Annotated in this window: 26 protein-coding genes; 10 read left to right on the top strand and 16 right to left on the bottom strand. The window is 60.4% G+C overall.

From position 1 onward, the window contains the following. Positions 1-143: 143 nt before the first annotated feature. On the top strand, positions 144-464 hold the full coding sequence (locus tag ABEH28_RS01595; protein WP_192172383.1) for a DUF883 family protein: 321 nt from the start codon (positions 144-146) through the stop codon (positions 462-464). Positions 465-536: 72 nt separating this feature from the next. Here ABEH28_RS01595 and ABEH28_RS01590 read toward each other — a convergent pair whose 3' ends face one another. Beyond that, complete coding sequence (locus ABEH28_RS01590; protein WP_192172382.1) at positions 537-890, bottom strand: hypothetical protein; 354 nt, start codon at positions 888-890, stop codon at positions 537-539. Between the two features lie 328 nt (positions 891-1,218). On the opposite strand from ABEH28_RS01590, the gene ABEH28_RS01585 reads away from it, so the two are divergent. The 5 genes from ABEH28_RS01585 (at position 1,219) to ABEH28_RS01565 (ending at position 5,610) form a co-directional block, all read left to right on the top strand. Next, positions 1,219-1,923, top strand: coding sequence for a paraquat-inducible protein A (locus ABEH28_RS01585; protein ID WP_346628886.1), 705 nt, complete (start codon positions 1,219-1,221; stop codon positions 1,921-1,923). Further along, entirely contained in the window at positions 1,920-2,537 is a 618-nt protein-coding gene (locus tag ABEH28_RS01580; protein WP_192172381.1) for a paraquat-inducible protein A, read from the top strand. Before ABEH28_RS01585 ends, ABEH28_RS01580 begins: the two co-directional genes overlap by 4 nt. Then, positions 2,527-4,203: an MlaD family protein gene (locus tag ABEH28_RS01575; RefSeq protein WP_346628885.1), complete on the top strand. Its 1,677-nt coding sequence runs from the start codon at positions 2,527-2,529 to the stop codon at positions 4,201-4,203. Before ABEH28_RS01580 ends, ABEH28_RS01575 begins: the two co-directional genes overlap by 11 nt. After that, on the top strand, positions 4,200-4,823 hold the full coding sequence (locus ABEH28_RS01570; RefSeq protein WP_282371910.1) for a PqiC family protein: 624 nt from the start codon (positions 4,200-4,202) through the stop codon (positions 4,821-4,823). Before ABEH28_RS01575 ends, ABEH28_RS01570 begins: the two co-directional genes overlap by 4 nt. Positions 4,824-5,139: 316 nt before the next feature. Continuing rightward, complete coding sequence (locus ABEH28_RS01565) at positions 5,140-5,610, top strand: helix-turn-helix domain-containing protein (RefSeq protein WP_192172378.1); 471 nt, start codon at positions 5,140-5,142, stop codon at positions 5,608-5,610. Between the two features lie 70 nt (positions 5,611-5,680). On the opposite strand, the gene araH is transcribed toward ABEH28_RS01565, so the two are convergent. The 5 genes from araH to ABEH28_RS01540 form a co-directional block, all read right to left on the bottom strand. After that, complete coding sequence (gene araH / locus ABEH28_RS01560; protein ID WP_166650464.1) at positions 5,681-6,646, bottom strand: L-arabinose ABC transporter permease AraH; 966 nt, start codon at positions 6,644-6,646, stop codon at positions 5,681-5,683. A 45-nt stretch (positions 6,647-6,691) separates the two neighbouring features. Further along, complete coding sequence (araG, locus tag ABEH28_RS01555) at positions 6,692-8,221, bottom strand: L-arabinose ABC transporter ATP-binding protein AraG (RefSeq protein ID WP_346628884.1); 1,530 nt, start codon at positions 8,219-8,221, stop codon at positions 6,692-6,694. 93 nt (positions 8,222-8,314) lie between these two features. Next, the gene (locus tag ABEH28_RS01550) at positions 8,315-9,325 is read right to left on the bottom strand and encodes a substrate-binding domain-containing protein (RefSeq protein WP_282371908.1); all 1,011 of its coding nucleotides are present in this window, start codon (positions 9,323-9,325) and stop codon (positions 8,315-8,317) included. A gap of 164 nt (positions 9,326-9,489) precedes the next feature. After that, the gene (locus ABEH28_RS01545; protein ID WP_346628883.1) at positions 9,490-10,368 is read right to left on the bottom strand and encodes an SMP-30/gluconolactonase/LRE family protein; all 879 of its coding nucleotides are present in this window, start codon (positions 10,366-10,368) and stop codon (positions 9,490-9,492) included. A 76-nt stretch (positions 10,369-10,444) separates the two neighbouring features. Beyond that, positions 10,445-11,155, bottom strand: a complete 711-nt coding sequence (locus ABEH28_RS01540; protein ID WP_192172374.1) for a FadR/GntR family transcriptional regulator — start codon at positions 11,153-11,155, stop codon at positions 10,445-10,447. 345 nt (positions 11,156-11,500) lie between these two features. On the opposite strand from ABEH28_RS01540, the gene ABEH28_RS01535 reads away from it, so the two are divergent. Further along, on the top strand, positions 11,501-12,643 hold the full coding sequence (locus ABEH28_RS01535) for an aldose epimerase family protein (RefSeq protein WP_282371905.1): 1,143 nt from the start codon (positions 11,501-11,503) through the stop codon (positions 12,641-12,643). A 259-nt stretch (positions 12,644-12,902) separates the two neighbouring features. Next, positions 12,903-13,127, top strand: coding sequence for a DUF6555 family protein (locus tag ABEH28_RS01530; RefSeq protein WP_037011182.1), 225 nt, complete (start codon positions 12,903-12,905; stop codon positions 13,125-13,127). Between the two features lie 386 nt (positions 13,128-13,513). Here ABEH28_RS01530 and ABEH28_RS01525 read toward each other — a convergent pair whose 3' ends face one another. From ABEH28_RS01525 to psrA, 3 genes are all read right to left on the bottom strand, one after another. Further along, positions 13,514-14,254: an S-methyl-5'-thioinosine phosphorylase gene (locus ABEH28_RS01525; protein ID WP_346628882.1), complete on the bottom strand. Its 741-nt coding sequence runs from the start codon at positions 14,252-14,254 to the stop codon at positions 13,514-13,516. Positions 14,255-14,263: 9 nt separating this feature from the next. After that, positions 14,264-15,265, bottom strand: a complete 1,002-nt coding sequence (gene nagZ, locus ABEH28_RS01520) for a beta-N-acetylhexosaminidase (protein ID WP_346629180.1) — start codon at positions 15,263-15,265, stop codon at positions 14,264-14,266. Between the two features lie 105 nt (positions 15,266-15,370). Further along, positions 15,371-16,081, bottom strand: a complete 711-nt coding sequence (gene psrA / locus ABEH28_RS01515; RefSeq protein WP_192172371.1) for a transcriptional regulator PsrA — start codon at positions 16,079-16,081, stop codon at positions 15,371-15,373. Between the two features lie 228 nt (positions 16,082-16,309). On the opposite strand from psrA, the gene lexA reads away from it, so the two are divergent. Beyond that, positions 16,310-16,918, top strand: a complete 609-nt coding sequence (gene lexA, locus ABEH28_RS01510) for a transcriptional repressor LexA (RefSeq protein WP_065988571.1) — start codon at positions 16,310-16,312, stop codon at positions 16,916-16,918. An 11-nt stretch (positions 16,919-16,929) separates the two neighbouring features. Next, positions 16,930-17,433, top strand: coding sequence for an SOS-induced cell division inhibitor SulA (gene sulA / locus ABEH28_RS01505; RefSeq protein ID WP_192172370.1), 504 nt, complete (start codon positions 16,930-16,932; stop codon positions 17,431-17,433). 98 nt (positions 17,434-17,531) lie between these two features. On the opposite strand, the gene ABEH28_RS01500 is transcribed toward sulA, so the two are convergent. The 7 genes from ABEH28_RS01500 to ABEH28_RS01470 all read right to left on the bottom strand — a co-directional run bounded on the left by ABEH28_RS01500 (position 17,532) and on the right by ABEH28_RS01470 (position 25,331). Further along, a complete protein-coding gene (locus tag ABEH28_RS01500; protein ID WP_037011193.1) occupies positions 17,532-17,768 on the bottom strand; it encodes a hypothetical protein in 237 nt (78 codons plus the stop codon). A 75-nt stretch (positions 17,769-17,843) separates the two neighbouring features. Next, a complete protein-coding gene (locus tag ABEH28_RS01495; protein ID WP_192172369.1) occupies positions 17,844-18,365 on the bottom strand; it encodes a DUF6586 family protein in 522 nt (173 codons plus the stop codon). 150 nt (positions 18,366-18,515) lie between these two features. Then, positions 18,516-21,119 carry a type I DNA topoisomerase gene (gene topA / locus ABEH28_RS01490; RefSeq protein ID WP_346628881.1) on the bottom strand — a complete coding sequence of 868 codons (2,604 nt, stop codon included), beginning with the start codon at positions 21,117-21,119 and terminating at the stop codon, positions 18,516-18,518. A 109-nt stretch (positions 21,120-21,228) separates the two neighbouring features. Then, positions 21,229-21,465 carry a DUF1653 domain-containing protein gene (locus ABEH28_RS01485; RefSeq protein ID WP_065988576.1) on the bottom strand — a complete coding sequence of 79 codons (237 nt, stop codon included), beginning with the start codon at positions 21,463-21,465 and terminating at the stop codon, positions 21,229-21,231. Positions 21,466-21,566: 101 nt separating this feature from the next. Beyond that, positions 21,567-22,742 carry an acetyl-CoA C-acyltransferase FadA gene (gene fadA / locus ABEH28_RS01480; RefSeq protein WP_282371901.1) on the bottom strand — a complete coding sequence of 392 codons (1,176 nt, stop codon included), beginning with the start codon at positions 22,740-22,742 and terminating at the stop codon, positions 21,567-21,569. Positions 22,743-22,765: 23 nt separating this feature from the next. After that, complete coding sequence (fadB, locus tag ABEH28_RS01475; RefSeq protein WP_282371900.1) at positions 22,766-24,913, bottom strand: fatty acid oxidation complex subunit alpha FadB; 2,148 nt, start codon at positions 24,911-24,913, stop codon at positions 22,766-22,768. 217 nt (positions 24,914-25,130) lie between these two features. After that, positions 25,131-25,331, bottom strand: coding sequence for a hypothetical protein (locus tag ABEH28_RS01470; protein ID WP_346628880.1), 201 nt, complete (start codon positions 25,329-25,331; stop codon positions 25,131-25,133). Positions 25,332-25,374 lie beyond the last annotated feature (43 nt).

Genomic DNA, 25,374 nt, shown 5'->3' with positions numbered 1-25,374 from the left:
AAACGTCAGCATCTTACACCCGCCGACCGTGAATCCCGACCCCATTACGCGTACTTTTTGCCGGCTGGGGGAAAAGCGCTGCAACTTTTCAGGCGCTCAAAACTCCATTGCACACTGCCATAACCACTGAAAGGAAATTTGCCATGGCTCGTAAAACTGCTGCCCAAAACGCCGCTGTCGAACAGATCAAGGATCAAGCGTTCAGCGAACTGGCCGCCCTCATTGAAGAGTCCGACAAACTGCTCAAAGACAGCGCCTCCCTGGTCGGCGAAGAAGCCGATACCGTGCGTGCGCAACTGAGCCAGAAACTCAAGCAGGCGCTGGAATCCGTGGGCAGCGTGCGCGAACGCGCCAAGCCAGCCGTTGATGCCACCGAAAACTACATCGGCGGCCACCCATGGCAGACCGTGGCAGTCTCGGCAGGCTTTGGTCTGGTGGTGGGTCTGTTGCTGGGCCGTCGTTGATTAACGACGTCTGACCTGGTAGCAAGATTGAATTTGGCCGGGGCGTCGCGTGATGCCACCGGCTTCAAACCCTCAAGACCTCGGCGCGATCACTTCCAGCTGTGACAGGCGATGGCCCTTGACCATCGCGGCATCGATCTCTGTCTTGGCCTTCTCGGCATCCGCCTGAGACTCGAACGGTCCGATCATCACCACTTCCCTGCCATCGACCTTCACCACGTAAGACGGGTAATGGTGCTCGACCAGCCAGTAGGTCATGTCGCTCAGCGCTTCTTTCAAATGGACACGAATGGTCCATTGCTGCGAAGCCGGCGTCGGTGCTTCCGCGGTCGAATCAGTGCTCGGAACCTGGGCGGGCGTCGCCGGCTTGCCACCATCACAACCCGCCAGCATCAACACCGCCACCATCATTGCCATCTTGCGCACGTCTGTCGCTCCTCGTTTGAAGTGGCGGGAGTCTATCACCGCAGACAGGCGGGAGTTGTAACGGCCCGACGCTACACCGCCGGGCTGCAGCAGTGGACCCGCATTCAAGCCTCCCCGCTCACAAAGCCCTGAAAAGTTTGCTGCCCGCTCCACAAATAACCGAACCCGATGATGGCACTGTGGTCAATCTCTCAAGTCATTTCCCAGGCGTACCCTTCATGGCGTTCACTTCAGCTAATGCGAGCCTGCGCTTCGCCGACAGTGTATCGTTGCCAGCCCGCCACCCAGGCGCGCAATCCACGAAAGCCGATCTATCGTGAACACACCCATGACTCCCGCGACGCCCGCGCCGATGACTGACACCCCTCACCGCCAGGCTCATGCATTCGGACAGCCGCCCGCTCCAGCGATCGCCGAGGCGCAGACCCGCGCCGATCAGTGGATCATCTGTGAGCATTGCGACTCGGTCTATGAGGCCCTGCCCCTGAACAAAGGCGAGGCTGCCTACTGCCTGCGCTGCGCCGCGATTCTTCGCCGCAGTCACCGGATGACCGTCGAGCAACTGCTCGCCCTGACCATCGCCGCCTGCGTCCTGTTCATCTTCGCCAACGTATTCCCGGTCATCAGCATCAGCATGCAGGGCCTGCACAACGAGGTGACGCTGTGGGGATCGGTTCAGGCGCTGGCCCAGGGGCAGATCACACTGATCGCGCTGGTCGCGGGACTGGCCATCATTCTCGCGCCAGCGCTGCAGATTGCCTTGCTGTTCTGGGTACTCGCCCACGCCCATCGCGGCGAGATCGCCCCCGGCTTCAAGATATGCATGCGCACCCTCGAACATTTGCGGCCCTGGAGCATGCTGGAGGTGTGCCTGCTGGGGATTCTGGTGGCCATCGTCAAACTGGCGGGCATGCTGGACGTGCACGCGGGCGTCGGCCTCTGGGCCATGGCGATGCTGATGGTGCTGATCGTACTGATCGCTGGCAAAGACATCCGCCGTCTGTGGGACGAATTGGGAGTCGGACCTGAATGAACGGCATTCCCTACGCCCGCGAGTACAACGTCACCCTGTGTCACATCTGCAGTTACGTCTGCCCGGAAGACGCCCATGAATGCCCGCGCTGCGATTCACCGGTGCATCGGCGCAAGCCCAACAGCCTGACGCGGACCTGGGCCTTTCTGATTGCGGGGCTGATCTTCTACCTCCCGGCCAACCTGTTGCCGGTGATGTACACGACCATGCTCGGCAGCAGCAGCGAGAACACCATCATGAGCGGGGTCATCGAGTTCGCCGAAGGCGGCTCGTGGGACATCGCCATTCTGATTTTCATCGCCAGTGTGGTCGTGCCCTGCATCAAGTTTCTGGTGCTGGGGCTGTTACTGATCACGTGCCAGCGCCGCAGCACTTGGGCGATGCGCGAGCGTTCGCGGTTGTTCCGCTTCATTGAACTGATCGGCTACTGGTCCATGCTCGATGTGCTGGTGGTGGCGCTGGTGGCAGCGCTGGTGCAGTTTCGCGGGCTCAGCACCATCGAGCCGCGCCTTGGCATTCTGTTTTTTGGTTTGGTGGTGGTGATGACCATGCTTGCCGCCATGACGTTCGATCCCCGGCTAATCTGGGACGCAGAGGTTGAAGATGTCCGATAACACCCTACCCCCCTCCCCGCCGACCCGACCGCAGGTCAAGGCCCGCAAGGTGCGCGTTTCGCTGGTCTGGCTGGTGCCGATCGTCGCAGCCCTGATCGGCCTGTCGATGGTGGTTCATGACTTCCTCAACGTCGGCCCCAAAGTGGTGGTGAGCTTCCTCACGGCCGAGGGTCTGGAAGCCAAGAAAACCCAGGTCAAGTACAAGAACGTGGTCATCGGCATGGTCACCGACATCGAACTCAGCGATGACCGCACCCACGTGCTGGCGAGCATCGACCTGAACCAGTCGGCCGCGCCCTTCACCCGCGCCGACACGCAGTACTGGGTGGTGCGTCCGCGCATCGGCGCCCACGGCGTCACCGGCGTCGACACCCTGTTGTCGGGTGCTTTCATCGGCGCTGACGCCGGCAGCTCGGAAGAAACCAAAAAAGACTTCACCGGTCTGGAAACCCCGCCGGCCGTGACCTTCGGCGAGAAAGGCAAGCGCTTCATTCTGCACACCGACGACCTTGGCTCTCTGGACATCGGCTCGCCGGTGTACTTCCGCCGCATTCAGGTGGGTCAGGTGGTGGCCTACGAACTGGCGAAGGACGGCAAGGGCGTGGACGTCGAAATCTTCGTCGGCGCGCCAAACGATCAATTCGTCCTCGACGATTCACGCTTCTGGAACGCCAGCGGGGTAGACGTCACCCTCGGTGCTTCGGGCCTGAAAGTGTCGACCCAGTCCATGGCCTCGATCCTCTCCGGCGGTATCGCCTTCCGCGAACCCAAATACAGCCCGGACGCCAAGCCAGCAAACGGCAACGCCGAATTCAAACTGTTCGAAGACCAGGCCACTGCACTGGCGCCGCCCGATGGCGAACCCAAATACATCCGCATGCGCTTCAACCAGTCGCTGCGCGGCCTGGTGGTCAATGCGCCGGTGGACTTCCTCGGCGTCAACGTGGGCCGCGTCGTGTCGGTGGACCTCGATTACGACCCGGCGACGGGCACGTTCCCCGGCATCGTTGGCGCGGTGATCTATCCGCAACGTCTGGGCGCAGCCAATGACAAGCTGAAGCAGCAGGCCGGCGGTGGCGATGACGAAGAACAGACCTCCAGGATCCTCGGCCAGTTCGTCGAGCGCGGACTGCGGGCGCAGGTGCGCACCGGCAACCTGCTGACCGGCCAGCTTTACGTCGCGATGGATTTCGATCCGAAAGCGGCGAAGGTTGCCTACAACGCCAAGGCACGGCCGCTGGAGATCCCGACAGTGCCCGGCAGCTTCGACAAACTGCAGGAGCAGTTGCAGGCGTTCGTCGACAAGCTCGGCAAAATCCCCCTCGACGACCTGGCGAAGAACCTCAACGGCAGCCTGATCGAACTTCAGAAAACCATGAAGCAGGTCAACAGCGACGTCTTGCCTCAGATGCGCGGCGCCTTGCAGCAAGCGCAGAAAACCCTGGGCACGGCCAACGAAGCGCTGTCGGATGACTCGCCAGCACGTCAGCAACTGGGTCAGGCCATGGACGAAGTCCAGCGCACGGCGCGCTCGGTTCGCGTGTTGACCGACTTCCTCAGCCGCCATCCCGAATCCCTGATTCGCGGTCGCACCGGCGATGCGGCGCCAGGCTCGTACAAAGGATCTTCCTCTTCCCGCGAAATCGCTCCGGAGCCTGCTCAATGACCTTGCGTAACTCTCTTCTTGCCCTGGCCTGCGTGCTGGGGGTGACAGCCTGTGCTTCCACGCCAACCCATTACTACACGTTGATCGCGCCCGCGACCCAGGCTCCGGGGAATGCAAGTCCGGCGCCCTTCCAGTTTGAAATGCAGGCGGTGCTCATGGCGGTGCAGGTCGATCAGCCGCCGCTGGTCATCCGCCAGGGCAACGGCAGTCTGGCGATTCTGGAGAATGAGCGCTGGGGCGCGCCGTTGGGCGATGAGTTCCATGACGCGTTGACCGGCCAGCTCGAACGCCGCTTCGGGTCCCGAGACCTGGCGGGCTTGCCTAAACAAAGTGACCAGCCAGTGCTGTCGGTTCGCACTGACGTACGTCGCTTTGAGTCGGTACTGGACCAATACGCACTGATCGACGTGGTCTGGAACCTGAGCCTGCGCGGCAGCGGTGCCGGTCCGGGTAGCAAGCGGCAGACCCTCACCTGCAGCAGCGTCATTCGGCAACCGGCGGGCACCGGCATGGAAAGTCTGGTGGTCGCACACCAGAAGGCTGTCTCGACGTTGGCCGATACCATCGCCCGCACCGCCACACAATGGGCGCGCCAATCCGACGCCCGCTGCCCGTCCTGACATCGAAAAAGCCGGGGCTCCAAGCCCCGGCCGTTCGCCGACCCGCCCTTTTCTCAGGACACTATTCAAAAACGCCCGCAAGTGACATCAAAAAGTCTTCATTGGGATAGTTATCATACAACTGTTTGAGAAAACTCCTACAAGCCGGTATGTTTGGATCCTCTTTCCCACCGGATGGCAGTATTGTTCGGAGTGAATAGATAAAACCGCCTAAGCTGCACCCGTTTGCGTTGATCTGCTCATGCTCCTGTCGAGTCGATCCAGGAAGTCGCAACCAGCAGCTTAATGTCAGGGATCGTCAAATGGAGTTGAGCACATGAAAGGCATTGGCCTGAGACTCAGGCAGGAACGCAACAGACTGAAGCTGTCACAGAGCGCATTGGGCGCAATCGGAGGCGTCGAGACCAACGCGCAGGGTAATTACGAGAATGGCACCCGGTCGCCGAAAGCCGATTATCTGCTACGCATCGCCGAGGCCGGTGTCGACCTGAACTACGTCATGAGTGGCAACAGAGCATCGCCGGACGCAGTAAACAGATCACTGGTGATCGATCCTGAGGAAAGGCCGGATGTCTATCCCCATTTGACCAAAGTCACCCATCAGCTGCACCGTAATTTATACGGACTCATTGAGGCATCGCTGCAGCTGACGCAACTCATCGAAGTGCGCAACCACGACGCCCGGTTCAGCGAGGCAAAGGTGCAGCTGGAGACGATCCGGGTTGAAGCGCAGTCGCTGGCCCAAGCCACTATGAAGTTGATCTTCGAGACCTCGAAGCTGGTATAGGGCGGCTTCGCAGGAGATGAGGCTGTGTGGGGGACACCTCCCCACACAGCAAACGACTGAGGACTTCGAATCAGCGACGCTTCAACCGGTCGATGATCACCGCGAGCAACAGGATCGTGCCGCGAATCACATACTGGTAAAACGTGTCGATATTCTTCAGGTTCATGGCGTTCTCGATGATTGCCAGAATCAACACCCCGGCGATGACATGGCGAATCATGCCGATGCCGCCGCTCAGGGACACCCCGCCCAGTACGCACGCGGAAATCACCGTCAGCTCGAAGCCCTGACCGATCATGGGCTGACCCGAGGTCATGCGCGAGGCCAGCACCACGCCGGCCAGCGCGCCAATCAAGCCGTGCACGGCGAAGATGATGATCTTGGTCCGGTCGACGTGAACGCCTGCCAGCAACGCCGCTTCCTGGTTGCCACCGATGGCCAGCGTGTTGCGGCCGTAGGTGGTGTAATTCAGCAGCCAGCCGAAGAATACAAAGCACACGATCGTGATCAGGATCGGCACCGGCACGCCGAACAGCTGACCGTTGCCGAACACGAAGAAGGCCTCGTCGCCAACGCCCACCGCTTTACCGTTGGAGAAGATGTAGGCCAGGCCCCGGACGATCTGCATGGTCGCCAGTGTGGTGATCAGCGCGTTGATGCGCAGCTTGGCGATGACGATGCCGTTGATCAGCCCGACCAGCAAACCCATGGCCAGCGCCGCCGATACGCCCAGAAACACGCTGTCGGTGTCGCGAATCACGATCCCGGCAATGACGCCAGAGCATGCCAGCACCGAACCGACCGACAGGTCGAAATGCCCGGAGGCCAGGCAGTAGAGCATGGTGCACGCGGCGATGCCGACCGTGGAAATCGCCAGGCCCAGGCCGCGCATGTTCAGTGGCGACATGAAGTTGTCGATCAGCAGCGCACAGAGCACAAAAATGCCCAGGGCGGCCATGAGCATGGCCCAGTCGTCGACGAATCGACGCAGATTCATGCCTTGGCGGGGAGCCGTCAGGCTGGATTCGGTAGACATACGCACCTCGTTCTTATTTTTCATAGCCAGTGTTCATAGCCAGGTTCAACCGCGCGTACGCGGCAATGCCAGTTGCAGAAGACGCTGTTCATTAGCCTCTTCGCGGGACAGCTCGCCGGTGATGGCGCCTTCACTCATGACCAGAATCCGATCGGAAATCCCCATAACCTCCATCAGGTCGCTGGACACCACGATGACCGCGATGCCATGGGCGGCGAGGTTGTGGATGATCTGATAGATCTCGGATTTCGCGCCGATGTCGATGCCGCGGGTGGGCTCGTCCAGCAGCAGGACCTTCATGGGCATCGACAGCCAGCGCCCCAGAATCGCCTTCTGCTGATTGCCACCTGACAGAAACAGCATCTGCTGCTCAGGCGAAGGCGTCTTGACGTTCATCGACTTGATCTGATGCCGGGCGTTGTCACGCTCCCAGCGCCCCTGGATCAGGCAACCCAGGCTGACGTGCCGAGGCCGCGCGCCGATGTTGATGTTTTCGGCGACGCTGGACAGCGGCACGATGCCTTCTTTCTTGCGGTCTTCCGGGCACAACAGAATGCCGGCGTCGATGGCGTCCCGAGGCGAACGCAGGTTCAGCGGCTTGCCTTCCAACTGCAAGGTTCCGGCCTGACTGCGCGTCAGCCCCGAGAGCATGCGAAACATCTCCGTTCGACCGGCACCGACCAGGCCGAAGAAGCCGAGGATCTCGCCCTTCTCCACCGCAAAACTGGCGGGCTCCTGCAGGCCCGGGCCCATCAGGCCGGTCACTCGCAGGCTCGGTCCCTGATGTTGGCGGGTCCGGTAGTTGTAGATGTCCTGGATGTCGCGCCCGACCATGCAGGTCACCAGGCGGTCATGGTCCAGATCGGCCATGTCCTCGAAGGTGCGGACGAAGCGGCCGTCCTTGAACACGGTCACGGCGTCACAGACGCGGAAGATTTCTTCCATGCGGTGAGAGACATAGAGAATGACCCGACCTTCGTCCCGCAGCCGGATGATGATCGCCATCAGCCGATCGATCTCCCGCGCCGAGAGGCTGCTGGTGGGCTCGTCGAAGGCGATGACGTGGGCATTGCGCGACATGGCCTTGGCGATTTCCACCAGTTGCCGCTGCCCCAGGGAGAGATCACCCAGGCGCGTGGTCGGGTCGATCTCGTCGGCCAGGCCTTTGAGCAGCTCCCGCGCGCGACGAACCATGGCCCGACGGTTGATCATGCCCCAGCGATTGGGCATGTGACCGAGCAGCAGGTTTTCCGCCACCGACATTTCCGGAACCAGGTGCAGTTCCTGGTGAATCACCGCGACGCCGGCCGCGATGCTGTCTGCGGTGGATTTGAACGCCAGATGCTGATCGCCGATCTGCAGATCGCCGCTGTTGGGCTGGTACGAGCCGCCGAGAATCTTCAGCAGCGTCGATTTACCTGCGCCGTTCTCGCCCATCAGCGCGTGGACGCTGCCTGGCCGAGCTTCAAAATTGATGTCTGACAGCGCCTTCACACCGGGGAAGGTTTTGCCGATCCCGTTGAAACGCAGGCTGCCGCCGTGCTGAACCTGTTGCTGAACCGATGCCTGTTGCATGAACCACCTCCACCCCGCCCCACCCTTGCCGGGTGGGACGGGGCCTCGCAGATATCCGCCTGATTTTCAGGCGTCCCGACTCGACTGCCGCGCTTACTTGTACAGACCGATCTTGGTCAGCACGTCCTTGAAGTTGGCGCGGGTGATCAGCGTCACGTCGTCCATCGCGGTGTATTTCGCAGGTTCTTTGCCGGTGGTGACCCACTCGTACATCTGCAGGGCGGTGTTGTAGCCTTCTTTGTCGGGGCTGGGCAGCATCGATCCGAAGAAGCCGCTTTCCTTCTTCTTCAGCTCGTCGATGGCGTCAGTCCCGTTGATGCCGATGCCGATCACGTTGGCCGCGGTGAAGCCAGCACCCGCTGTGGCGCGCACGCCGCCCAGAACGGTGTTGTCGTTCATGCCGCCGATGATAAGGTTTTTCGCCCCGCTTGGCAGTTTCGGCAGGGCCGCACCGGTGGAGTCCATACTGCCTGGCACGTCGAGGGTTTTCTGCGGCGCGAAGAGGATGTGATCCTCAGGCAGACCGGCTTTCTTCAAGGCGTCCACCGAACCGTCGGTGCGCTTCTTGCCGGTGTCCAGCTCGTTGTAGGTGTTGATGATCGCGTAGGTTTCTTTCCAGTCCCACTTGCGGTTCTTCGCTTCGTCGGCCATGGCCGCGCCCTGTTTCTGGCCGACTTCGAACGCGGCCATCCCCAGATACGGCACGTCTTCCATAAACTTGCCTTTGGCGTCGACGAACCGGTCATCGACAGCCATGACTTTCAAATCGTTGGCCTTGGCTTTGGCGACGATGGATGGGCCGAGGGAAACATCAGGCGGGCAGATGACAAAACCCTTGGCGCCGTTGGCGGCGAGGCTGTCGATGGCAGAAAGGGTTTTTTCACCGTCGGGAACGGCGATTTTGATGACTTCGAATCCGTGGTCTTTACCGGCCTTTTCGGCGAACTGCCATTCGGTCTGGAACCAGGGCTCTTCAGCCTGCTTGACCAGAAAACCGATCTTGACTTTTTCGACGTCAGCGGCGGACACACCGGCGCTCATGCCCAGAATGGCGGTGGCAACAGCAGCACAGCACAGGGAACGAATCCCGTGGCGACTCAACATAGCTAACTCCTTATTTTTATTGACTAGCTACAGCGTTCAGCAGTGAGTGTCAGAGCGGCATGCAGCAGAAAACACCGCGCGCCGATCGACTGAAAACAGTCATATCATATTATCAATGAAGCCTATGTAACCGAGTGTCACACCTCGACGACGCAAGGTTTGGCTCACCCCGCAAAGCGGTGCGAGGCCATGCCCTTGATGCCGATTTCCATCTGAATCACAGCTCCATCCAGCGCCAGCGCGCCTTCTGCAGTTCGCGCGCTGGTGACAAACAACGTGGTCATGTCCGGCCCGCCGAATACGCAGCTGGTCGGGTGACTGACCGGCAGTTCGACGATCCGGTCAACGCTGCCATCGGGGGCAAAACGGATCAGGCAGCCGCCACCCCAGCGGGCGTTCCAGACAAAACCGTCTTCGTCCATCGCCGAGCCATCGGGCGCACCGCGAGAATGCTCATGGGCCCAGACCTCGCGGTCGCCCAAAGAGTGATCGTCGTTGATCGGGTAACGATAGATCACGCCGTCCAGAGTATCGGCGGTCAGTACGACAGAATCGTTTTCTGGCCAGACCAGCGTGTTGACGATGCCTTGCCCACTGAGCAGAGGCGCGACTGAGGCATCACCGTCGACGCGGTAAAGCCCGCCGGATCGACGCTCGATCGGCAGGTCACCGCCCTCCTCGTCCAGGTTGTTCTGCATGGTCCCGAGCCAGAGTCGGCCATGCCGGTCGCAACGGGCTTCGTTGGCCCGGTTGCCCGGCACGGGATCGGCGGCGCACAGCAGGGAAGTAACCGGTTTGTCGGACGGGGAATCAAGGTCGAGACGATGGACGCCGCTGGCCAGGGTGACCAGTGCGTCGCCTTTCGAGGTGGGTATGAAGGCAGAGACTGGCTCGCTGAACTGCCAGTGGGACACCTCACCAGCGTGCAGGCGCAGCGCGCGGAAGCCGGCAATGTCGACCCAGTACAACGCTTGGTGGGCGTGGTCCCAGAACGGCCCTTCGGCCAATTTGAAACGCTGGTCGCAGACCGGCAGCCATTTCATGGAAAATTTCCTGCTTATTATTGTAGGTCCGTGAGCCACTCAAAAAGCTCACCTGTAAAACGTCAAACGTGCCTGCTCAGGAATAGCGCGACAACGGTTGCTCCCGTGAACGCGCAATCACCTCACCGGCGTTTTCGATCAGGCTCATGCAGGCCCAGACACCCCGCGCCGAATCACGGTTGGCGATGGCATCCGCCAGATCCTTGTGCAACGGCAAGGTTCTGCCGAGCTCTCCGGGTACCGCCGACGACACTTCGAACGAGATCGCCAGCAACGCACCCAGTGCCGGCAACATCTGCTCGATGAACTGGTTATGACTCGCCGCGAGCACCGCTTCATGGAAGCGCTGATCCGCCGCGTTGTAATCACTCGAATCCGCCACGCTGGCCGCCAGCCGAACATAAGCTGCCTGAATCCCGGCAATCTGCTCCGGTGTCGCCCTTTCACAGGCCCAACGCACGGCCATCGGTTCAATGGCGCGCCTCAAATCCAGCAGGTCCAGCACAAAACTCTCCGGCAGGCCTTTCGCCGCCAGCCATCCCACGACCTGCGGGTCAAACAGATTCCAGCTGCGCACCGGCAATACCCGCGTGCCCACCTTGGGTCCGACCTCCAGCAACCCTTTGGCCACCAAGGTCTTGATGGCTTCGCGAATCACCGTCCGGCTGACCCCGAATTCTTCACCCAACGCCGCTTCAACCTTCAGCGACTGTCCCGGCATCACATTGCCTTGAGCAATCCAGGCTCCCAGGCGGTCTACCGTCGACGCGTGAAAACTGCTGCTCATTGATCCGCCCCTGTTCGCGGTGTGTTCCGCAAATCGAGGCTAATGATCATACGATTAGGCGTCAATCACCTGTACAGAAGGCCATTCCTGGGCTAGACCTTCCCGCATCGGGACGGACACTGCCTTTCGCCAAATAGTATTACAATTTATTTTTAAAGCGAGTGATTTTGATCTATAACTCGAAATATCGGGGCCTTCCAAGCTGAATAGTATGACCAATCGCCAGATCCAGGCCATTGACGTACTGCTTGGCGGTAGCGCTTCGAGTAAAGAGGCTAAAGCCTTCGGGCAACACCCCCGAAATACTCACCACAACACGCCTATAAAAACAAAAGGATCGACGCAATGAGAAAGACGCTTATCCCTGCCCTGGGCCTGTCGCTGATGGCCGCCGCCCTGCAAGTGCACGCCGCCGGACTGTCCACTGAACACGGCGCCTTCGGCAAACTCGCCGACGGCACCCCGGTCGAGAAATACACCCTGCGCAACAGCAAAGGCATGCAGGCCACGGTGATCACCTACGGCGGCACGCTGCAATCGCTGCTGGTCCCGGACAAGCACGGCAAGGCTGAGGATGTGGTACTGGGCTTCGATGACGTGGACGGCTACGTCAAAGGCACCGCATTCTTCGGGGCCACCATTGGCCGCTTCGGCAATCGTCTGGCAGGCGGCAAGTTCTCTCTGGATGGCAAGAGCTATCAGGTGCCGCTGAACGATAAGACCAATTCACTGCACGGCGGGCCGAAGGGCTTCGACAAGCAGATCTGGAAGGCTGAGGAGGTCAAGGACAAAGGCTCGGTCGGGGTCAAGCTGACGTACGTCTCGGTCGATGGCGAGATGGGCTTCCCCGGTACGCTGAAAACCGAAGTCACCTACAGCCTGAACGACAAGAACGAGCTGCGCATCCAGTACCACGCGACGACGGACAAACCGACCGTCCTCAACCTCACCAACCACAGCTACTTCAACCTGGCCGGCGCGGGTAACGGCGACATCCTGGATCAGGTGGCGGTGGTGCATGCTGCGCATTACACGCCGGTCAACGAGACGCTGATCCCGACCGGCGAGCTGCCGCCAGTCGCCGGCACCCCGTTTGACTTCCTCAAACCGGTCGCCTTCGGCAAGCGCATCCGTGAAGACAACCAGCAGCTCAAGTTCGCTGAAGCGACCCAGGGCGGCTACGACCACAACTGGGTGCTCGACACCAAGGGCAAACTGTCGAATCTGGCCGCGGACGTGGTCGATCCGAAGTCCGGTCGCCGTCTGCAGCTGTTTACCACCGAGCCTGGGGTTCAGCTGTACACGGGCAACTTCCTCGACGGCACCGTTAAGGGCAAGGCCGGCAAGATCTATCCGCATTGGGGCGCGTTCACGCTGGAAACCCAGCACTATCCGGATTCGCCTAACCAGCCGGCCTTCCCTTCCACGCGTCTGGACCCTGGCAAGGCTTACACCCAGACCACTGTGTTCAAATTCCTGACCAAGTGATCGTTTGAGTGTAAAACCGACGCGGCAGGGCGACTTCGAACGTCGCCTCTGTCGCACCGGCCACTGCTTAAAGCCGCCATAGCGTCACTGAAACCGCTCAAAACCGGGTGTGCCATTCATTTGTAAGGGTTAAAGACCTTGGGATCATCGTTCTGTACTAAAGCTAACCATTTGGCTTATGAACGGTGATTTCGAGTGAATTTTCCTGACGGTGACGACTCAGTTACAAAGAGAGTGACTGATAGGGAGGTTTGCAAGCGTGGCACAGTACAAGCATTTCAGAATCGATTACCTGCTGCATGGCAGCTACAAAAGCTTCTACATCAGCGCTGAAGCCATGGATAACGCATCTGCCTGGCACTGGGCGTCGGTGGATGCCGGGTTTGGTCAGATTCCCAAATACCGCTCCGACCGGGTGCCGAAAGTGACCAAGCCAAAAGCCGAGCAACTAGGCTTGACCGATGTTGAGTGGGCTGAATCCTGATCAACCCATCAGGGCTTTTTCTCCTCTGAGTTTTCGCTGACCTTCCACCTGACTTTCCCCTGCGGAAATCTGCCTCGGCGGCGCGTCATCCTCGGCGCGCTGGCGGGCAGTCCAATGCCTGCCCCCCTCGCTTAACCCCGCCCTTTTGAAGCTTGATCTGAAGGGGATTCTGACCATTAACTCGCTTCATCGACGCCATTGGCAAACCTGATCATTAAACGACCATTGCCGCTAACGCCTTGCAATCACTGGCTTACAGAAACTTATCCACAGAGATATTCACGCTTTCCGTGGACAACTATTTCAACGATATAGCGTTGACTTTGTTGCCCTTTCCGGCCTAGCCAGCGTTCAGAGAAAGCCCTCCAAACCCACGATTTCAGGCCTCAAGCGGCGCTGAGCACCCGAGCCAATGTCGCCTTGACCTTGCCGATGCCATCGTGCAAAGCCTGCTCGATTTCCGCCATCGTGATGACCGCCGCGGACTTGCCGGCGGCCGGATTCACCACCAGCGCCAGGCAGGCATATTCCAGCTCAAGCTCACGCGCCAGTGCAGCTTCCGGCATGCCGGTCATGCCAACGATGTCGCAGCCGTCTCGCTCGAGCCGCGCAATCTCGGCCACTGTTTCCAGCCGGGGTCCCTGGGTGCAGGCATACACGCCGAAATCGCTGTGGGCGCAGCCTTCGGCCGCCAGCGCGGCAATCAGTCGAGCCCGCAATGGCGCGCTGTAGGGGAAGCTGAAATCGATGTGGGTCACGTGCTCAAGGTCATCGGCAAAGAACGTGTGCTCGCGACCGCTGGTGTAGTCCACCAGATCGTGGGGGACACAGAAATGGCCGGTGCCCATGTCAGGGTGAATCCCGCCCACGGCGTTGACCGCCAGGATCGCTTCGGCGCCGGCCTGCTTCAGGGCCCAGATGTTGGCGCGGTAGTTGACCTTGTGCGGCGGAAAGCGGTGCGGGTGCCCGTGACGAGCCAGGAACATCACCTCGCGGCCGGCGTATTCGCCGAGATGGATATCGCCGGACGGCGCGCCGTATGGAGTGTTCACCGCCAGGGACTGACGGATCGTCAGCCCTTCGAGCTGGGTCAGGCCGGTGCCGCCGATAATCGCGTAAACAGTCATGGGAGTTCCTTATTCGATCAGTTGAGCAGCGCGCAGGGCGGTCAGCGCCGCCAGCCAGCGGGGATGCTGCCGGTATTCGGTGGACGCCATGCCCTGCCCGCGCATTCTGTGAAGCCGCGCCGCCGGCGGCGAGACCTTCAAGCGCTGCGCCGCGCTCAACGCCAACTCAGCCGCCGCGCGGTCGTTGCACACCAGGCCCATGTCACAGCCGGCCGTAAGCGCCGCCTCGATGCGACTGGCAGCGTCACCCACGACATGGGCGCCAGCCATCGACAGGTCATCGCTGAAAATCACGCCATCGAACCCCAGCTCACCGCGCAGGATGTCCTGCAGCCAGCGGCGGGAAAAGCCCGCCGGCTGCGAGTCGACCTGGGGATAGATCACGTGGGCGGGCATGACCGCTGCGAGGTGTTTGCTCAAGCGCTGAAAAGGCACCAGGTCATTGGCACGGATCGTTTCAAGACTGCGCTCGTCATTGGGGATGGCCACGTGGGAGTCGGCCTCGGCCCAACCGTGCCCGGGGAAATGCTTGCCGGTGGCCTCCATGCCCGCTGCGTTCATGCCACGGATAAAAGCGCCGGCCAGTAGCGCCGCGCGCTCGGGATCGCCTTCGAACGACCGGGTGCCGACGACCGCACTGCGTTGATAGTCCAGATCCAGCACCGGCGCAAAGCTGAGGTCCAGCCCCACTGCCAGCACTTCGGTTGCCATCAGCCAGCCGCAATGCTCGGCGAGGCTTTCTGCATTCGGATGGCCGGCAATGGCGCGCATCGGCGGCAACCGCACAAAGCCCTGGCGCAGGCGCTGGACACGTCCACCCTCTTGATCGACAGCGAGCAGCAACTCGGGACGAATGGCACGGATGGATGCGCAGAGTTCACGAACTTGCCGTGGGCTCTCGATGTTGCGCGCGAAAATAATCAGGCCGCCCACTTCGGGCTGACGCAGAAACTGACGGTCTTCGGAGGTCAGCCAGGTACCGGCGACGTCCACCATCAGGGAGCCTTGCAGGCCAGAACTCATAGGAAGATCCTTCAACAACCAATGCTCAGGCCGGCATGGTGCGGGATCGAAGGATGTGATGCAAATTACGCCACCGCCAGCCGGTGGCGCGCCTCAGACCTTGGCAGGTGCCGGTGTCGAGGTTTTGGTACGGGGCCGAAGTTGCGCGGTGAGCATGGCCGTGTCGGTGACGCCCGTTTCGGCGCGCATGCCGGCCGCCAGAAACGGCACCATCAGGCGCATGACCTGCTCGATGGACGTGTTGACCCCGAAATCGGTCTCCGCAATGGCCCGCAGCGCTTTGATGCCGGACATGCTGAAGGCCGCAGCGCCCAACATGAAGTGGACCCGCCAGAACAGCTCGATGGGAGGAATGCGCGGGGCTGCTTCGTTGACCAACAGCATGTAACGGCGGAACACCTTGCCGTACATGTCTTCGAGATAACGCCGCAAATGGCCCTGGCTCTGGCTGAACGCGAGGCCTAGCAGGCGCATGAAGATGGACAGGTCATTGTTGCTGCGCGGCTGAACCACCAGCGCCTGCTCAACGAGGATTTCAAGAAGCTCTTCAAGGGTCGGCTTGTGTTCAGGCTTGGCCTGGCGGCGCTCCAGCTCGCGGTCGAGACTGACGCAGAACGGCCCGAGGAAGCGGGAGAACACCGCTTGAATAAGGGCCTTCTTGGAACCGAAGTGGTAATTCACCGCTGCCAGATTGACTGACGCCTTGCTGGTGATCAGCCGCAACGAGGTTTCGGCAAAACCTTTCTCGGCAAATAGCTGCTCCGCTGCATCGAGAATTCGTTCAACTGTTTCCGACTGAGCCATGGTTCAACGCCTGACAAACACGTGTTTGAAACATACGTTTCATACACAGCACTGTCAACCCTGAGCGTCCCCTTTCTGTCCATGCGGTCACGGCATTTAACCATACAAACCGGGGCCTGTAGCCACTCATGAAGAGGGCTCACCGCAGGCTGGGCAAAAAGGACCATTGCCAAGACCCAAGCACTGTATATAATCCCAGTCACTGTATAAAAAGCCAGAGCGATGCACATGATCAAACTGACGTCACGCCAAGCCGAGATTCTGGACTTCATCAAGCGCTGCCTCGAAGACAACGGCTACCCGCCGACCCGCGCTGAAATCGCTCAGGAGCTGGGCTTCAAATCGCCCAATGCTGCCGAAGAACACTTGAAAGCACTCGCCCGCAAAGGCGCCATCGAAATGACTCCTGGCGCCTCCCGCGGCATTCGTATCCCCGGCTTCGAAGCCAAGCCCGATGACAGCGGCCTGCCGATCATTGGTCGCGTCGCAGCCGGCGCGCCGATCCTGGCCCAGCAGCACATCGAAGAATCCCTCGCCATCAACCCGGCCTTCTTTCACCCCAGCGCGGATTACCTGCTGCGTGTTCACGGCATGAGCATGAAAGACGTCGGAATTCTCGACGGCGATCTGCTGGCCGTCCATACCACCCGCGAAGCACGCAACGGCCAGATCGTTGTGGCGCGAATTGGTGATGAAGTGACAGTTAAACGTTTCAAACGCGAAGGCAACAAGGTCTGGCTGCTGGCCGAGAATGCCGACTTCGCACCGATCGAAGTGAATCTCAAAGATCAGGATCTTGTCATTGAAGGCTTGAGCGTCGGCGTGATTCGTCGATAAGGAGAACGTAGATGCAGTTCCCACAGACACCGCAACAACATGCACAACTGCCCCTGTTCGAAGCATTCATGGCGCCCGGCGTGCCCATGCTCGACGTTCCGCTGTTGCAGGTCCCGACCCTGGCAGAGATTGCCGAGTCGCCCTGGAGCAATGAACCGGAAGCCTTTAGTGAAGTGTCATTGCGCGGCGCTGCCGGGAACTGCCTCAACCTGTTGGCCCCGATCCTGCGTGAGTTGAGTGAGGACACCAACGACCGCTGGCTGACACTGGTTGCACCACCCGCCAGCGTGACCCAGGCGTGGCTGCGTGACGCGGGCCTGAATCGGGAACGCATTATTCTGATGCACCCGCGCGGGACGCAGAGTGCGCTGGAACTGACCCGTGAAGTCTTGCGCCTGGGCCGCAGTCATACGGTGGTCAGCTGGATCAATCCCATCTCAGGCAGTGCGCGCCAGCAACTGGCCAGCGCAGCACGTATCGGCGATGCGCAGAGCCTCAACATTCGTCTGGGCTAAGCACGTCGGCAGAACTATTCAGAGTATTTGGAGCGTGTAGGCGCTTCTTGCGAATCGAGAAGCGGAACGGCGTTTGAGCGAGCTGCGAATCCTGAGGATCAATGCAGAACGCGCGGCCCTTCTTCATCCTTGGTCAACTCGCCTTCGGCCAGGCGCCCCGCCATCTGTACACCTACGCTGAGCATCGCCTTGGCGACTTCAACGTGCTGACCCTGCAAGAACGCTTTGGCGTCTTCCGAAAAATTCAGGGTGACCAGCGATCCTTCATCTTCGGCGCGGCGCAGCTCGATGCGACCGTCAGGCAGTTCAACAATTTCCAGAAACGAAGTTGGCATCAGGGCAGTTCTCCACGAAAGGCTCGCATTGTAACAGCCAGATGACTGAGTCCCTAGCCCATCGATCACTCCGACTCAGCACTCGCTCAGGCCTTCTCTGAACCGGATTGCGAGGCCTTTGAGCTGCTGACGCCAGCTTTCCATCTCCTCGCGCGTCAACGCCTGCTCGGGCTCTTCTTCCGCCCCCACTGCGATAATAAGTGGCTGAGTGACGTCACCTTTGGGTTTGCGCGGCGCCCTCGGCGGCATGAACAACGCCTGGTAGGAGGCCAGTAATTGCGCCAGCCACGTTTCGCGGTTGTGGGCGAGCTCGACCAATTCGCCCATTTCCGGGATGGCGATAGCTTCCAGCACCTTCGGCGACAGCAGATCCTCGGCACGCGGGGTGCTGGCCTGTGGCAGTCGGTAGAATCCGGCAATCTCGTGGCACAGCCCGAGCAACGCGCCATAGAGATGAAAGATCGCCGACTCACGCTCCGCCTGCTCAAGCCCCTGGGCGTTCATCGCGCGGCTGTCCCTGGCCTTCGCCATCGCCTCCAGTGCCAGGCCTGCGAAGAACAGCTTCTGGTTGGTGCGGGTGTAGAGTTCGTGAGCCATAACGGTGGCCTCTGTAGAGATGAGTGAAGCGACAACCTGCCCGCAGCGAGTCAGCCGCAGACAAAAAAATCCCTCGAAGCGCACGAGCGCGCCGAGGGATTCTTTTAACGCAAAGCGTCGGAGCTGACCAGTCGGATCGTGATCAAACGATCAACGCTTGTCCTCGACCTTCCACTTGCCGCCGTCGTAGAACGCACGCCAGCCAGTCGGCTTGCCGTCCACTTCGGTCTGCACGTATTGCTCCTTGGACTTGCGGCTGTAGCGGATCACCGCCGGGCGACCGTCGGGGTCCTTCTTCGGCGCTTCACAGAGGAAGTGATACTTAGGATCGATCTCGTCCTTGTGCGGTGCAATCTCCATCACCAACGGTGCACGGGTCTCGCGGTTTTTCGGGAACTGGCTGGCCGCCAGGAACAACCCCGAAGCACCGTCGCGCAGGATGTAGGTGTCGTCGACCTTCTCGCACTTGAGCTCCGGCATCTTCACCGGGTCCATCTTCGGCGGCGCCGCTTCACCGCTTTTCAGCAGCTTGCGGGTGTTCTTGCAGTTGGTGCAGCCGAAGAACTTGCCGAAACGGCCGGTCTTGAGCTGCATTTCGCCGCCGCACTTGTCGCACTCGACGCTCGGGCCTTCATAGCCCTTGATGCGGTAGGTGCCCTCTTCGATCTCGTAACCCGAGCAATCCGGGTTGTTGCCGCAGATGTGCAGCTTGTGCTTCTCATCCAGCAGGTACGCATCCATCGCGGTGCTGCAGATCGGGCAACGGTGCTTGCCACGCAGCACGCGGGATTCGGACTCGCCCTCATCGTCGTCGGCGATTTCGTCGCCCGGCGTGAGGTTGACGGTGGCCTTGCAGCGCTCTTTCGGCGGCAGGCTGTAGCCCGAGCAGCCGAGGAACACGCCGGTGGACGCGGTACGAATCTGCATCGGGCGGCCGCAGACCTTGCACGGGATGTCAGTCATCACCGGCTGGTTGGCGCGCATCCCGCTGTCGGGAGCTTCGGCCACTTCGAGTTTTTTCTTGAAATCGCCGTAGAACTCGTCGAGGACGTTTTTCCAGTCGCGTTGGCCCTGGGCCACGTCGTCGAGGTTCTCTTCCATGCCGGCGGTGAAGCCGTAGTCCATGAGGTTCGAGAAGCTTTCGGACAAACGTTCAGTGACGATGTCGCCCATCTTTTCCGAATAGAAACGACGGTTGTGCAGGGCCACGTAGCCACGGTCCTGAATCGTCGAAATGATCGCGGCATAGGTCGATGGACGGCCAATGCCGCGTTTTTCCATTTCCTTGACCAGGCTGGCTTCCGAATAACGTGCAGGCGGCTTGGTGAAGTGCTGGCTCGGGTCGAGCTTGATCAGCTTCAGCTTGTCGCCCTGGGCCATGTCCGGCAGTACGTCGTCATCGCCCGGCTTGCTCATTTGTGGCAGCACGCGAGTGTAGCCGTCGAACTTGAGAATGCGACCCTTGGCGCGGAGTTCGAAATCACCAGCCGCGACGCTGACGGTGGTCGAGAGGTATTGCGCAGGCGGCATCTGGCAGGCCACGAACTGGCGCCAGATCAGCTCGTACAGACGCTCGGCGTCACGCTCCATGCCGGTCAGCTTGCTCGGATGCGTGTTGACGTCGGAGGGACGAATCGCTTCGTGAGCCTCTTGCGCGCCTTCCTTGCTGCTGTAGACGATCGGCGATTCCGGCAGGTACTTCTTGCCGAACTCGGTTTCGATGTAGGTGCGGGCCATGGCCACTGCGTCGGCCGACAGGTTGGTCGAGTCCGTACGCATGTAGGTGATGTAACCGGCTTCGTACAGACGCTGGGCCATCATCATGGTTTTCTTCACCCCGTAGCCCAGGCGGTTGCTCGCGGCCTGTTGCAGCGTGGACGTGATGAAAGGTGCCGACGGCTTGCTGCTGGTCGGTTTGTCTTCACGCTTGCTGATGCTGTAGGCCGAGGCCTTGAGCTTCTCCAGCGCCGCCATGGCGGTCGCTTCGTTCAGCGGTTTGAAGGCCTCGCCTTTTTCGCGGGCGACTTCAAAGCGAACGATGGCGCCCTTGGCAGTGCCGAGGTCCGCATGGATCTCCCAGTACTCTTCCGGGATGAACGCGCGGATTTCACGCTCGCGCTCCACCACCAGCTTCACTGCCACGGACTGCACACGGCCGGCCGACAGACCGCGGGCGATCTTCTGCCACAGCAGCGGCGACACCATGTAGCCGACGACGCGGTCGAGGAACCGGCGTGCCTGCTGGGCATTCACGCGGTCGATGTCGAGCTCGCCCGGTTTGGAGAAGGCTTCCTGGATGGCTTTCTTGGTGATCTCGTTGAAGACTACGCGCTTGTAGCGCGCATCGTCGCCACCAATGGCTTCGCGCAGGTGCCAGGCAATGGCTTCCCCTTCGCGGTCCAAGTCCGTCGCGAGATAGATGGTGTCGGCGTCTTTGGCCAGGCGGCGCAATTCGTCGATCACCTTCTCTTTGCCGGGAAGGATTTCGTACTTGGCTTTCCAGCCGTGTTCCGGATCGACACCCATGCGCGCCACGAGCTGGCGCTTGGCCTTTTCCTTGGGCGACAGCGCAGGCGCTTCGGCCACGGCCTTGCCGCGCTTGGCAGCAGGCTCTTTGGAGGCGCTAGCCGAACCGCTGGTGGGCAGGTCTCGGATATGGCCGATACTCGACTTCACCACGTACTGGTTGCCCAGGTACTTGTTGATGGTCTTGGCCTTAGCCGGGGATTCCACAATGACCAGCGATTTGCCCATGGATCGGAAAATTCCTAATGCGAGAAAAAAGACGTCAGAGCCGTCGAGGCCCCGCTATATATAGTGGCTGAAAGGTGAGGTCAAGCAATGGCTGCTGCAACGTCATGCCTCAGGGCCGTGGAAAAAGATCCGGTTCGGCCTGAACCAAAGCAAAGCGCGGCACTTGCTCGCCGTCAACCTCAACTGACTGCAGAAACATGCTCAAAGGGCGTACCCACAGGCCGTATTCGCCGTACAGCGCTTGATAGCACACCACTTCTTCTTCGGTCTCCGAATGCCGCGCGACACCGATAACACGGTATTCGGGCCCTTTGTAGTGACGGTAGAGACCTGGCTGTAGCGGCATGCGGGGGACCTCGGGTGTGACAGGAAAAAAAGTGGCGAAAATACATTTTCGGAAAAAACAAAAGCCGGGGCACCAGGCCCCGGCTTGCACACTCACACCGTTTAGACGCGTTCGAATACGGTGGTAATGCCCTGACCCAGACCGATGCACATGGTGGCAACACCCAGGGTGCCGCCATTCTGCTTCATCACGTTGAGCAAGGTGCCGGAAATCCGCGCCCCCGAGCAACCGAACGGGTGACCCAAGGCGATGGCGCCGCCGTGCAGGTTAACCTTCTCGTCCATCTTGTCGAGCACTTTCAAATCTTTCAGCACCGGCAGGGCCTGTGCAGCGAAAGCTTCGTTGAGCTCGAAGTAGTCGATATCGGCGATGCTCAGCCCTGCACGCTTGAGCGCTTTCTGGGTCGCCGGAACCGGTCCGTAACCCATGATTGCAGGGTCGACACCGGCCACGGCCATGGAGCGGATCACCGCCAGGGGCTGGATGCCGAGGTCCATGGCGCGCTGGCCGGACATGACGATCATGCACGAAGCACCGTCAGTGATCTGCGACGAGGTGCCGGCCGTGACCGTACCGCCTTTCGGGTTGAACGCAGGCTTGAGGGCAGCCAGGCTTTCCAGCGTCGTCTCCGGACGAATGGTCTCGTCGAAGTCGAACATCTTCAGGAAACCGTTCTCGTCGTAGCCCTGCATCGGGATGATTTCGTCCTTGAACTTCCCTTCCAGCGTGGCCTTCTGAGCGAGCCTGTGGGAGCGCACACCGAACGCATCCTGCGCCTCGCGGGTGATGCCGTGCATCTTGCCCAGCATTTCGGCGGTCAGGCCCATCATGCCGGAGGCTTTGGCGGCGTACAGCGACATGTGCGGGTTCGGGTCGACACCGTGCATCATGCCAACGTGGCCCATGTGCTCGACACCGCCGATGACGAAGACGTCACCGTTGTTGCTCATGATCGCCTGAGCCGCCGTGTGCAACGCGCTCATGGACGAACCACACAGGCGGCTGACCGTCTGCGCGGCGGAGGTGTGCGGAATCTGGGTCATCAGCGACGCCATGCGCGCGATGTTCCAGCCCTGCTCCAGGGTCTGGTTGACGCAGCCCCAGATCACGTCCTCGACTTCGGCCGGGTCAACCTTGTGGTTGCGTTCCAGCAATTTGCTGATCAGGTGCGCCGACATGTCTTCGGCGCGGGTATTGCGGTGCATGCCACCCTTGGAGCGGCCCATCGGTGTGCGACCGAAGTCGACAATCACGACGTCTCTCGGATTCAAGCTCATATCTTCACCTGTTCGTTGGGCACTTAGCCGAAGAAGCGTTGGCCGGTCTTGGCCATTTCACGCAGCTTCGCAGTGGGGTGGTACAGAGCGCCCAGATCAGCGTATTGGTCAGCCAGGGCCACGAATTCAGCGACACCGATCGAGTCGATGTAGCGCAGCGCGCCACCGCGGAACGGAGGGAAGCCGATGCCGTAGATCAGGCCCATGTCGGCCTCGGCAGCCGTGTCGACGATGCCGTCTTCCAGGCAACGCACGGTCTCGAGGCACAGCGGGATCATCATCCAGTTGATGATGTCTTCGTCGCTGACTTCACGCTGCTCGTAGATCACCGGCTTGAGCACTTCCAGCACGGAAGCGTCGACCACTTTCTTCGGTTTGCCCTGCTTGTCGGTCTCGTAGACGTAGAAGCCCTTGCCGTTCTTCTGGCCGAGGCGATTGGCGTCGTACAAGGCGTCGACGGCGGTGCGGCGATCGTCCTTCATGCGGTCCGGGAAGCCTTCAGCCATGACGTCGCGACCGTGGTGGCCGGTGTCGATGCCAACCACGTCCATCAGGTACGCCGGGCCCATTGGCCAGCCGAATTTTTCCATGACCTTGTCGATGCGCACGAAATCCACACCGGCGCTGACCAGCTTGGCGAAGCCGCCGAAGTACGGGAACAGGATGCGGTTGACCAGGAAGCCCGGGCAGTCGTTGACCACGATCGGGTTTTTGCCCATCTTCTTGGCGTAAGCCACGGTGGTCGCCACGGCGACTTCGCTGGACTTCTCGCCACGGATGACTTCAACCAGGGGCATCATGTGCACCGGGTTGAAGAAGTGCATGCCGACGAAGTTTTCCGGGCGCTTGAGGGCCTTGGCCAGCAAGCTGATGGAGATCGTCGAGGTGTTGGAAGCGAGAATGGTATTTTCACCCACCTGCCCTTCCACTTCGGCCAGTACGGCTTGTTTGACCTTCGGGTTCTCGACCACGGCTTCGACAACGAGGTCGACGGTGCCGAAATCGCCGTAGGACAGCGTAGGACGAATCGCATTGAGCGCTTCAGCCATCTTCGCGGTGGTCAGGCGGCCTTTTTCGACGCGCTTGCCCAGCAGCTTCGATGCTTCGCCCAGGCCCAGCGCGATGGCTTCTTCACGGATGTCCTTCATCAGGATCGGCGTGCCTTTGACAGCCGACTGATAGGCGATGCCGCCACCCATGATGCCGGCGCCCAATACAGCGGCCTGCTTCACGTCCTTGGCGACTTCGTCGTAGACCTTGGCTTTCTTTTTCAGCTCCTGATCGTTCAGGAACAGACCGATCAGGCTCGCAGCGGCCGAGGTCTTGGCCATCTTCACGAAACCGGCCGCTTCCACTTCCAGCGCTTTGTCGCGACCGAAATTGGCGGCTTTCTGGATGGTCTTGATCGCTTCGACCGGCGCCGGGTAGTTCGGGCCGGCCTGGCCTGCCACGAAACCCTTGGCGGTTTCAAAGGCCATCATCTGCTCGATGGCGTTGAGCTTGAGTTTGTCCAGCTTCGGCTGACGCTTGGCCTTGAAGTCGAACTCGCCGGAGATGGCGCGCTTGATCAGGTCCAGTGCAGCTTCCTGCAGTTTGCCGGGAGCCACGACAGCATCGACGGCGCCCACTTTCAGTGCATCTTCAGCGCTGTTGTCTTTGCCGGACGCGATCCACTCAACTGCGTTGTCCACACCGATCAGGCGTGGCAGACGGACTGTGCCGCCGAAGCCCGGATAGATACCGAGTTTGACTTCAGGCAGGCCGACCTTGGCGGTAGCGGACATCACGCGGAAGTCAGCGGCCAGGCACATTTCCAGACCGCCGCCCAGGGCGATGCCGTTGATGGCCGCAAGGGTCGGTACGTTGAGGTCTTCGAAGGCGCTGAAGATTTTGTTGGCTTCGAGGTTGCCGGCGACGAGTTCAGCGTCCGGCAGCTTGAAGTTATCGACGAATTCGGTGATGTCGGCGCCGACGATGAACACGTCCTTGCCGCTGGTGACGATGACGCCCTTGATCGAGCTGTCGGCCTTGATGGCTTCGATGGCCTGATTCAGGTCGTTGAGGGTGAGGCGGTTGAACTTGTTGACGGACTCACCCTTGAGATCGAACTGCAGTTCGACGATGCCACTTTCAAGAGCCTTAACCGTGATGGCTTTACCTTCGTAAATCATCAACTGATCTCCACGATATGGAAGCTGAACAATACGCATCAGACGCTGAGATCCGGCGCTATGCACGACGTTGCCGTCGAGGCGAAACACCAAACGCCAGTCACCCCGTCGACGCGATTCGAGCGTCTGTCAGAGCATTCCTACGGCAAACGCTCAATTCATACGCCCGTTTGATTTGGGTGCGGCTACCTTCTGCCATATTCCAGCAATTGTCAATTCAGCAGACAGCGGGCAAAACCGGCAAATCGCAGGTAAAACGTGCGCCTGATAGAAGGCTATTCAGGCGCATGATCGCGGGGGCATGAAACTGAAGAAGATGGGCCGTGGCGGCGGGCAGCGGCTCGGAACGCAGCATGAAATAAACGGTGAGGCAGCAGACAAACGCACCATTAAGGTCTACATTCAGCGCACTGCGCATCAAGACGGGTCATTTGAGCGTCGTCAGCAAGTGATGTGTGACC

This window comes from Pseudomonas sp. Ps21-P2, assembly GCF_039672565.1.
Lineage (GTDB): Bacteria > Pseudomonadota > Gammaproteobacteria > Pseudomonadales > Pseudomonadaceae > Aquipseudomonas.
Note: the sequence above shows the minus strand (reverse complement) of the source record. Positions and strands in the feature narration are given on the sequence as shown.

Excerpts from the sequence above, each read along its gene's own strand:
- ABEH28_RS01535 (WP_282371905.1), top strand. The coding sequence starts at position 11,501 with ATGAGAAAGACGCTTATCCCTGCCCTGGGCCTGTCGCTGATGGCCGCC.
- psrA (WP_192172371.1), bottom strand. The coding sequence starts at position 16,081 with ATGGCTCAGTCGGAAACAGTTGAACGAATTCTCGATGCAGCGGAGCAG.
- lexA (WP_065988571.1), top strand. The coding sequence starts at position 16,310 with ATGATCAAACTGACGTCACGCCAAGCCGAGATTCTGGACTTCATCAAG.
- araG (WP_346628884.1), bottom strand. The coding sequence starts at position 8,221 with ATGCAACAGGCATCGGTTCAGCAACAGGTTCAGCACGGCGGCAGCCTG.
- ABEH28_RS01495 (WP_192172369.1), bottom strand. The coding sequence starts at position 18,365 with ATGGCTCACGAACTCTACACCCGCACCAACCAGAAGCTGTTCTTCGCA.
- fadA (WP_282371901.1), bottom strand. The coding sequence starts at position 22,742 with ATGAGCTTGAATCCGAGAGACGTCGTGATTGTCGACTTCGGTCGCACA.
- ABEH28_RS01580 (WP_192172381.1), top strand. The coding sequence starts at position 1,920 with ATGAACGGCATTCCCTACGCCCGCGAGTACAACGTCACCCTGTGTCAC.
- fadB (WP_282371900.1), bottom strand. The coding sequence starts at position 24,913 with ATGATTTACGAAGGTAAAGCCATCACGGTTAAGGCTCTTGAAAGTGGC.
- ABEH28_RS01485 (WP_065988576.1), bottom strand. The coding sequence starts at position 21,465 with ATGCCGCTACAGCCAGGTCTCTACCGTCACTACAAAGGGCCCGAATAC.
- ABEH28_RS01595 (WP_192172383.1), top strand. The coding sequence starts at position 144 with ATGGCTCGTAAAACTGCTGCCCAAAACGCCGCTGTCGAACAGATCAAG.
- ABEH28_RS01500 (WP_037011193.1), bottom strand. The coding sequence starts at position 17,768 with ATGCCAACTTCGTTTCTGGAAATTGTTGAACTGCCTGACGGTCGCATC.
- topA (WP_346628881.1), bottom strand. The coding sequence starts at position 21,119 with ATGGGCAAATCGCTGGTCATTGTGGAATCCCCGGCTAAGGCCAAGACC.
- ABEH28_RS01570 (WP_282371910.1), top strand. The coding sequence starts at position 4,200 with ATGACCTTGCGTAACTCTCTTCTTGCCCTGGCCTGCGTGCTGGGGGTG.
- sulA (WP_192172370.1), top strand. The coding sequence starts at position 16,930 with ATGCAGTTCCCACAGACACCGCAACAACATGCACAACTGCCCCTGTTC.
- ABEH28_RS01545 (WP_346628883.1), bottom strand. The coding sequence starts at position 10,368 with ATGAAATGGCTGCCGGTCTGCGACCAGCGTTTCAAATTGGCCGAAGGG.
- ABEH28_RS01550 (WP_282371908.1), bottom strand. The coding sequence starts at position 9,325 with ATGTTGAGTCGCCACGGGATTCGTTCCCTGTGCTGTGCTGCTGTTGCC.
- ABEH28_RS01470 (WP_346628880.1), bottom strand. The coding sequence starts at position 25,331 with ATGCGCAGTGCGCTGAATGTAGACCTTAATGGTGCGTTTGTCTGCTGC.
- ABEH28_RS01565 (WP_192172378.1), top strand. The coding sequence starts at position 5,140 with ATGAAAGGCATTGGCCTGAGACTCAGGCAGGAACGCAACAGACTGAAG.
- ABEH28_RS01575 (WP_346628885.1), top strand. The coding sequence starts at position 2,527 with ATGTCCGATAACACCCTACCCCCCTCCCCGCCGACCCGACCGCAGGTC.
- ABEH28_RS01585 (WP_346628886.1), top strand. The coding sequence starts at position 1,219 with ATGACTCCCGCGACGCCCGCGCCGATGACTGACACCCCTCACCGCCAG.
- araH (WP_166650464.1), bottom strand. The coding sequence starts at position 6,646 with ATGTCTACCGAATCCAGCCTGACGGCTCCCCGCCAAGGCATGAATCTG.
- ABEH28_RS01540 (WP_192172374.1), bottom strand. The coding sequence starts at position 11,155 with ATGAGCAGCAGTTTTCACGCGTCGACGGTAGACCGCCTGGGAGCCTGG.
- ABEH28_RS01525 (WP_346628882.1), bottom strand. The coding sequence starts at position 14,254 with ATGACTGTTTACGCGATTATCGGCGGCACCGGCCTGACCCAGCTCGAA.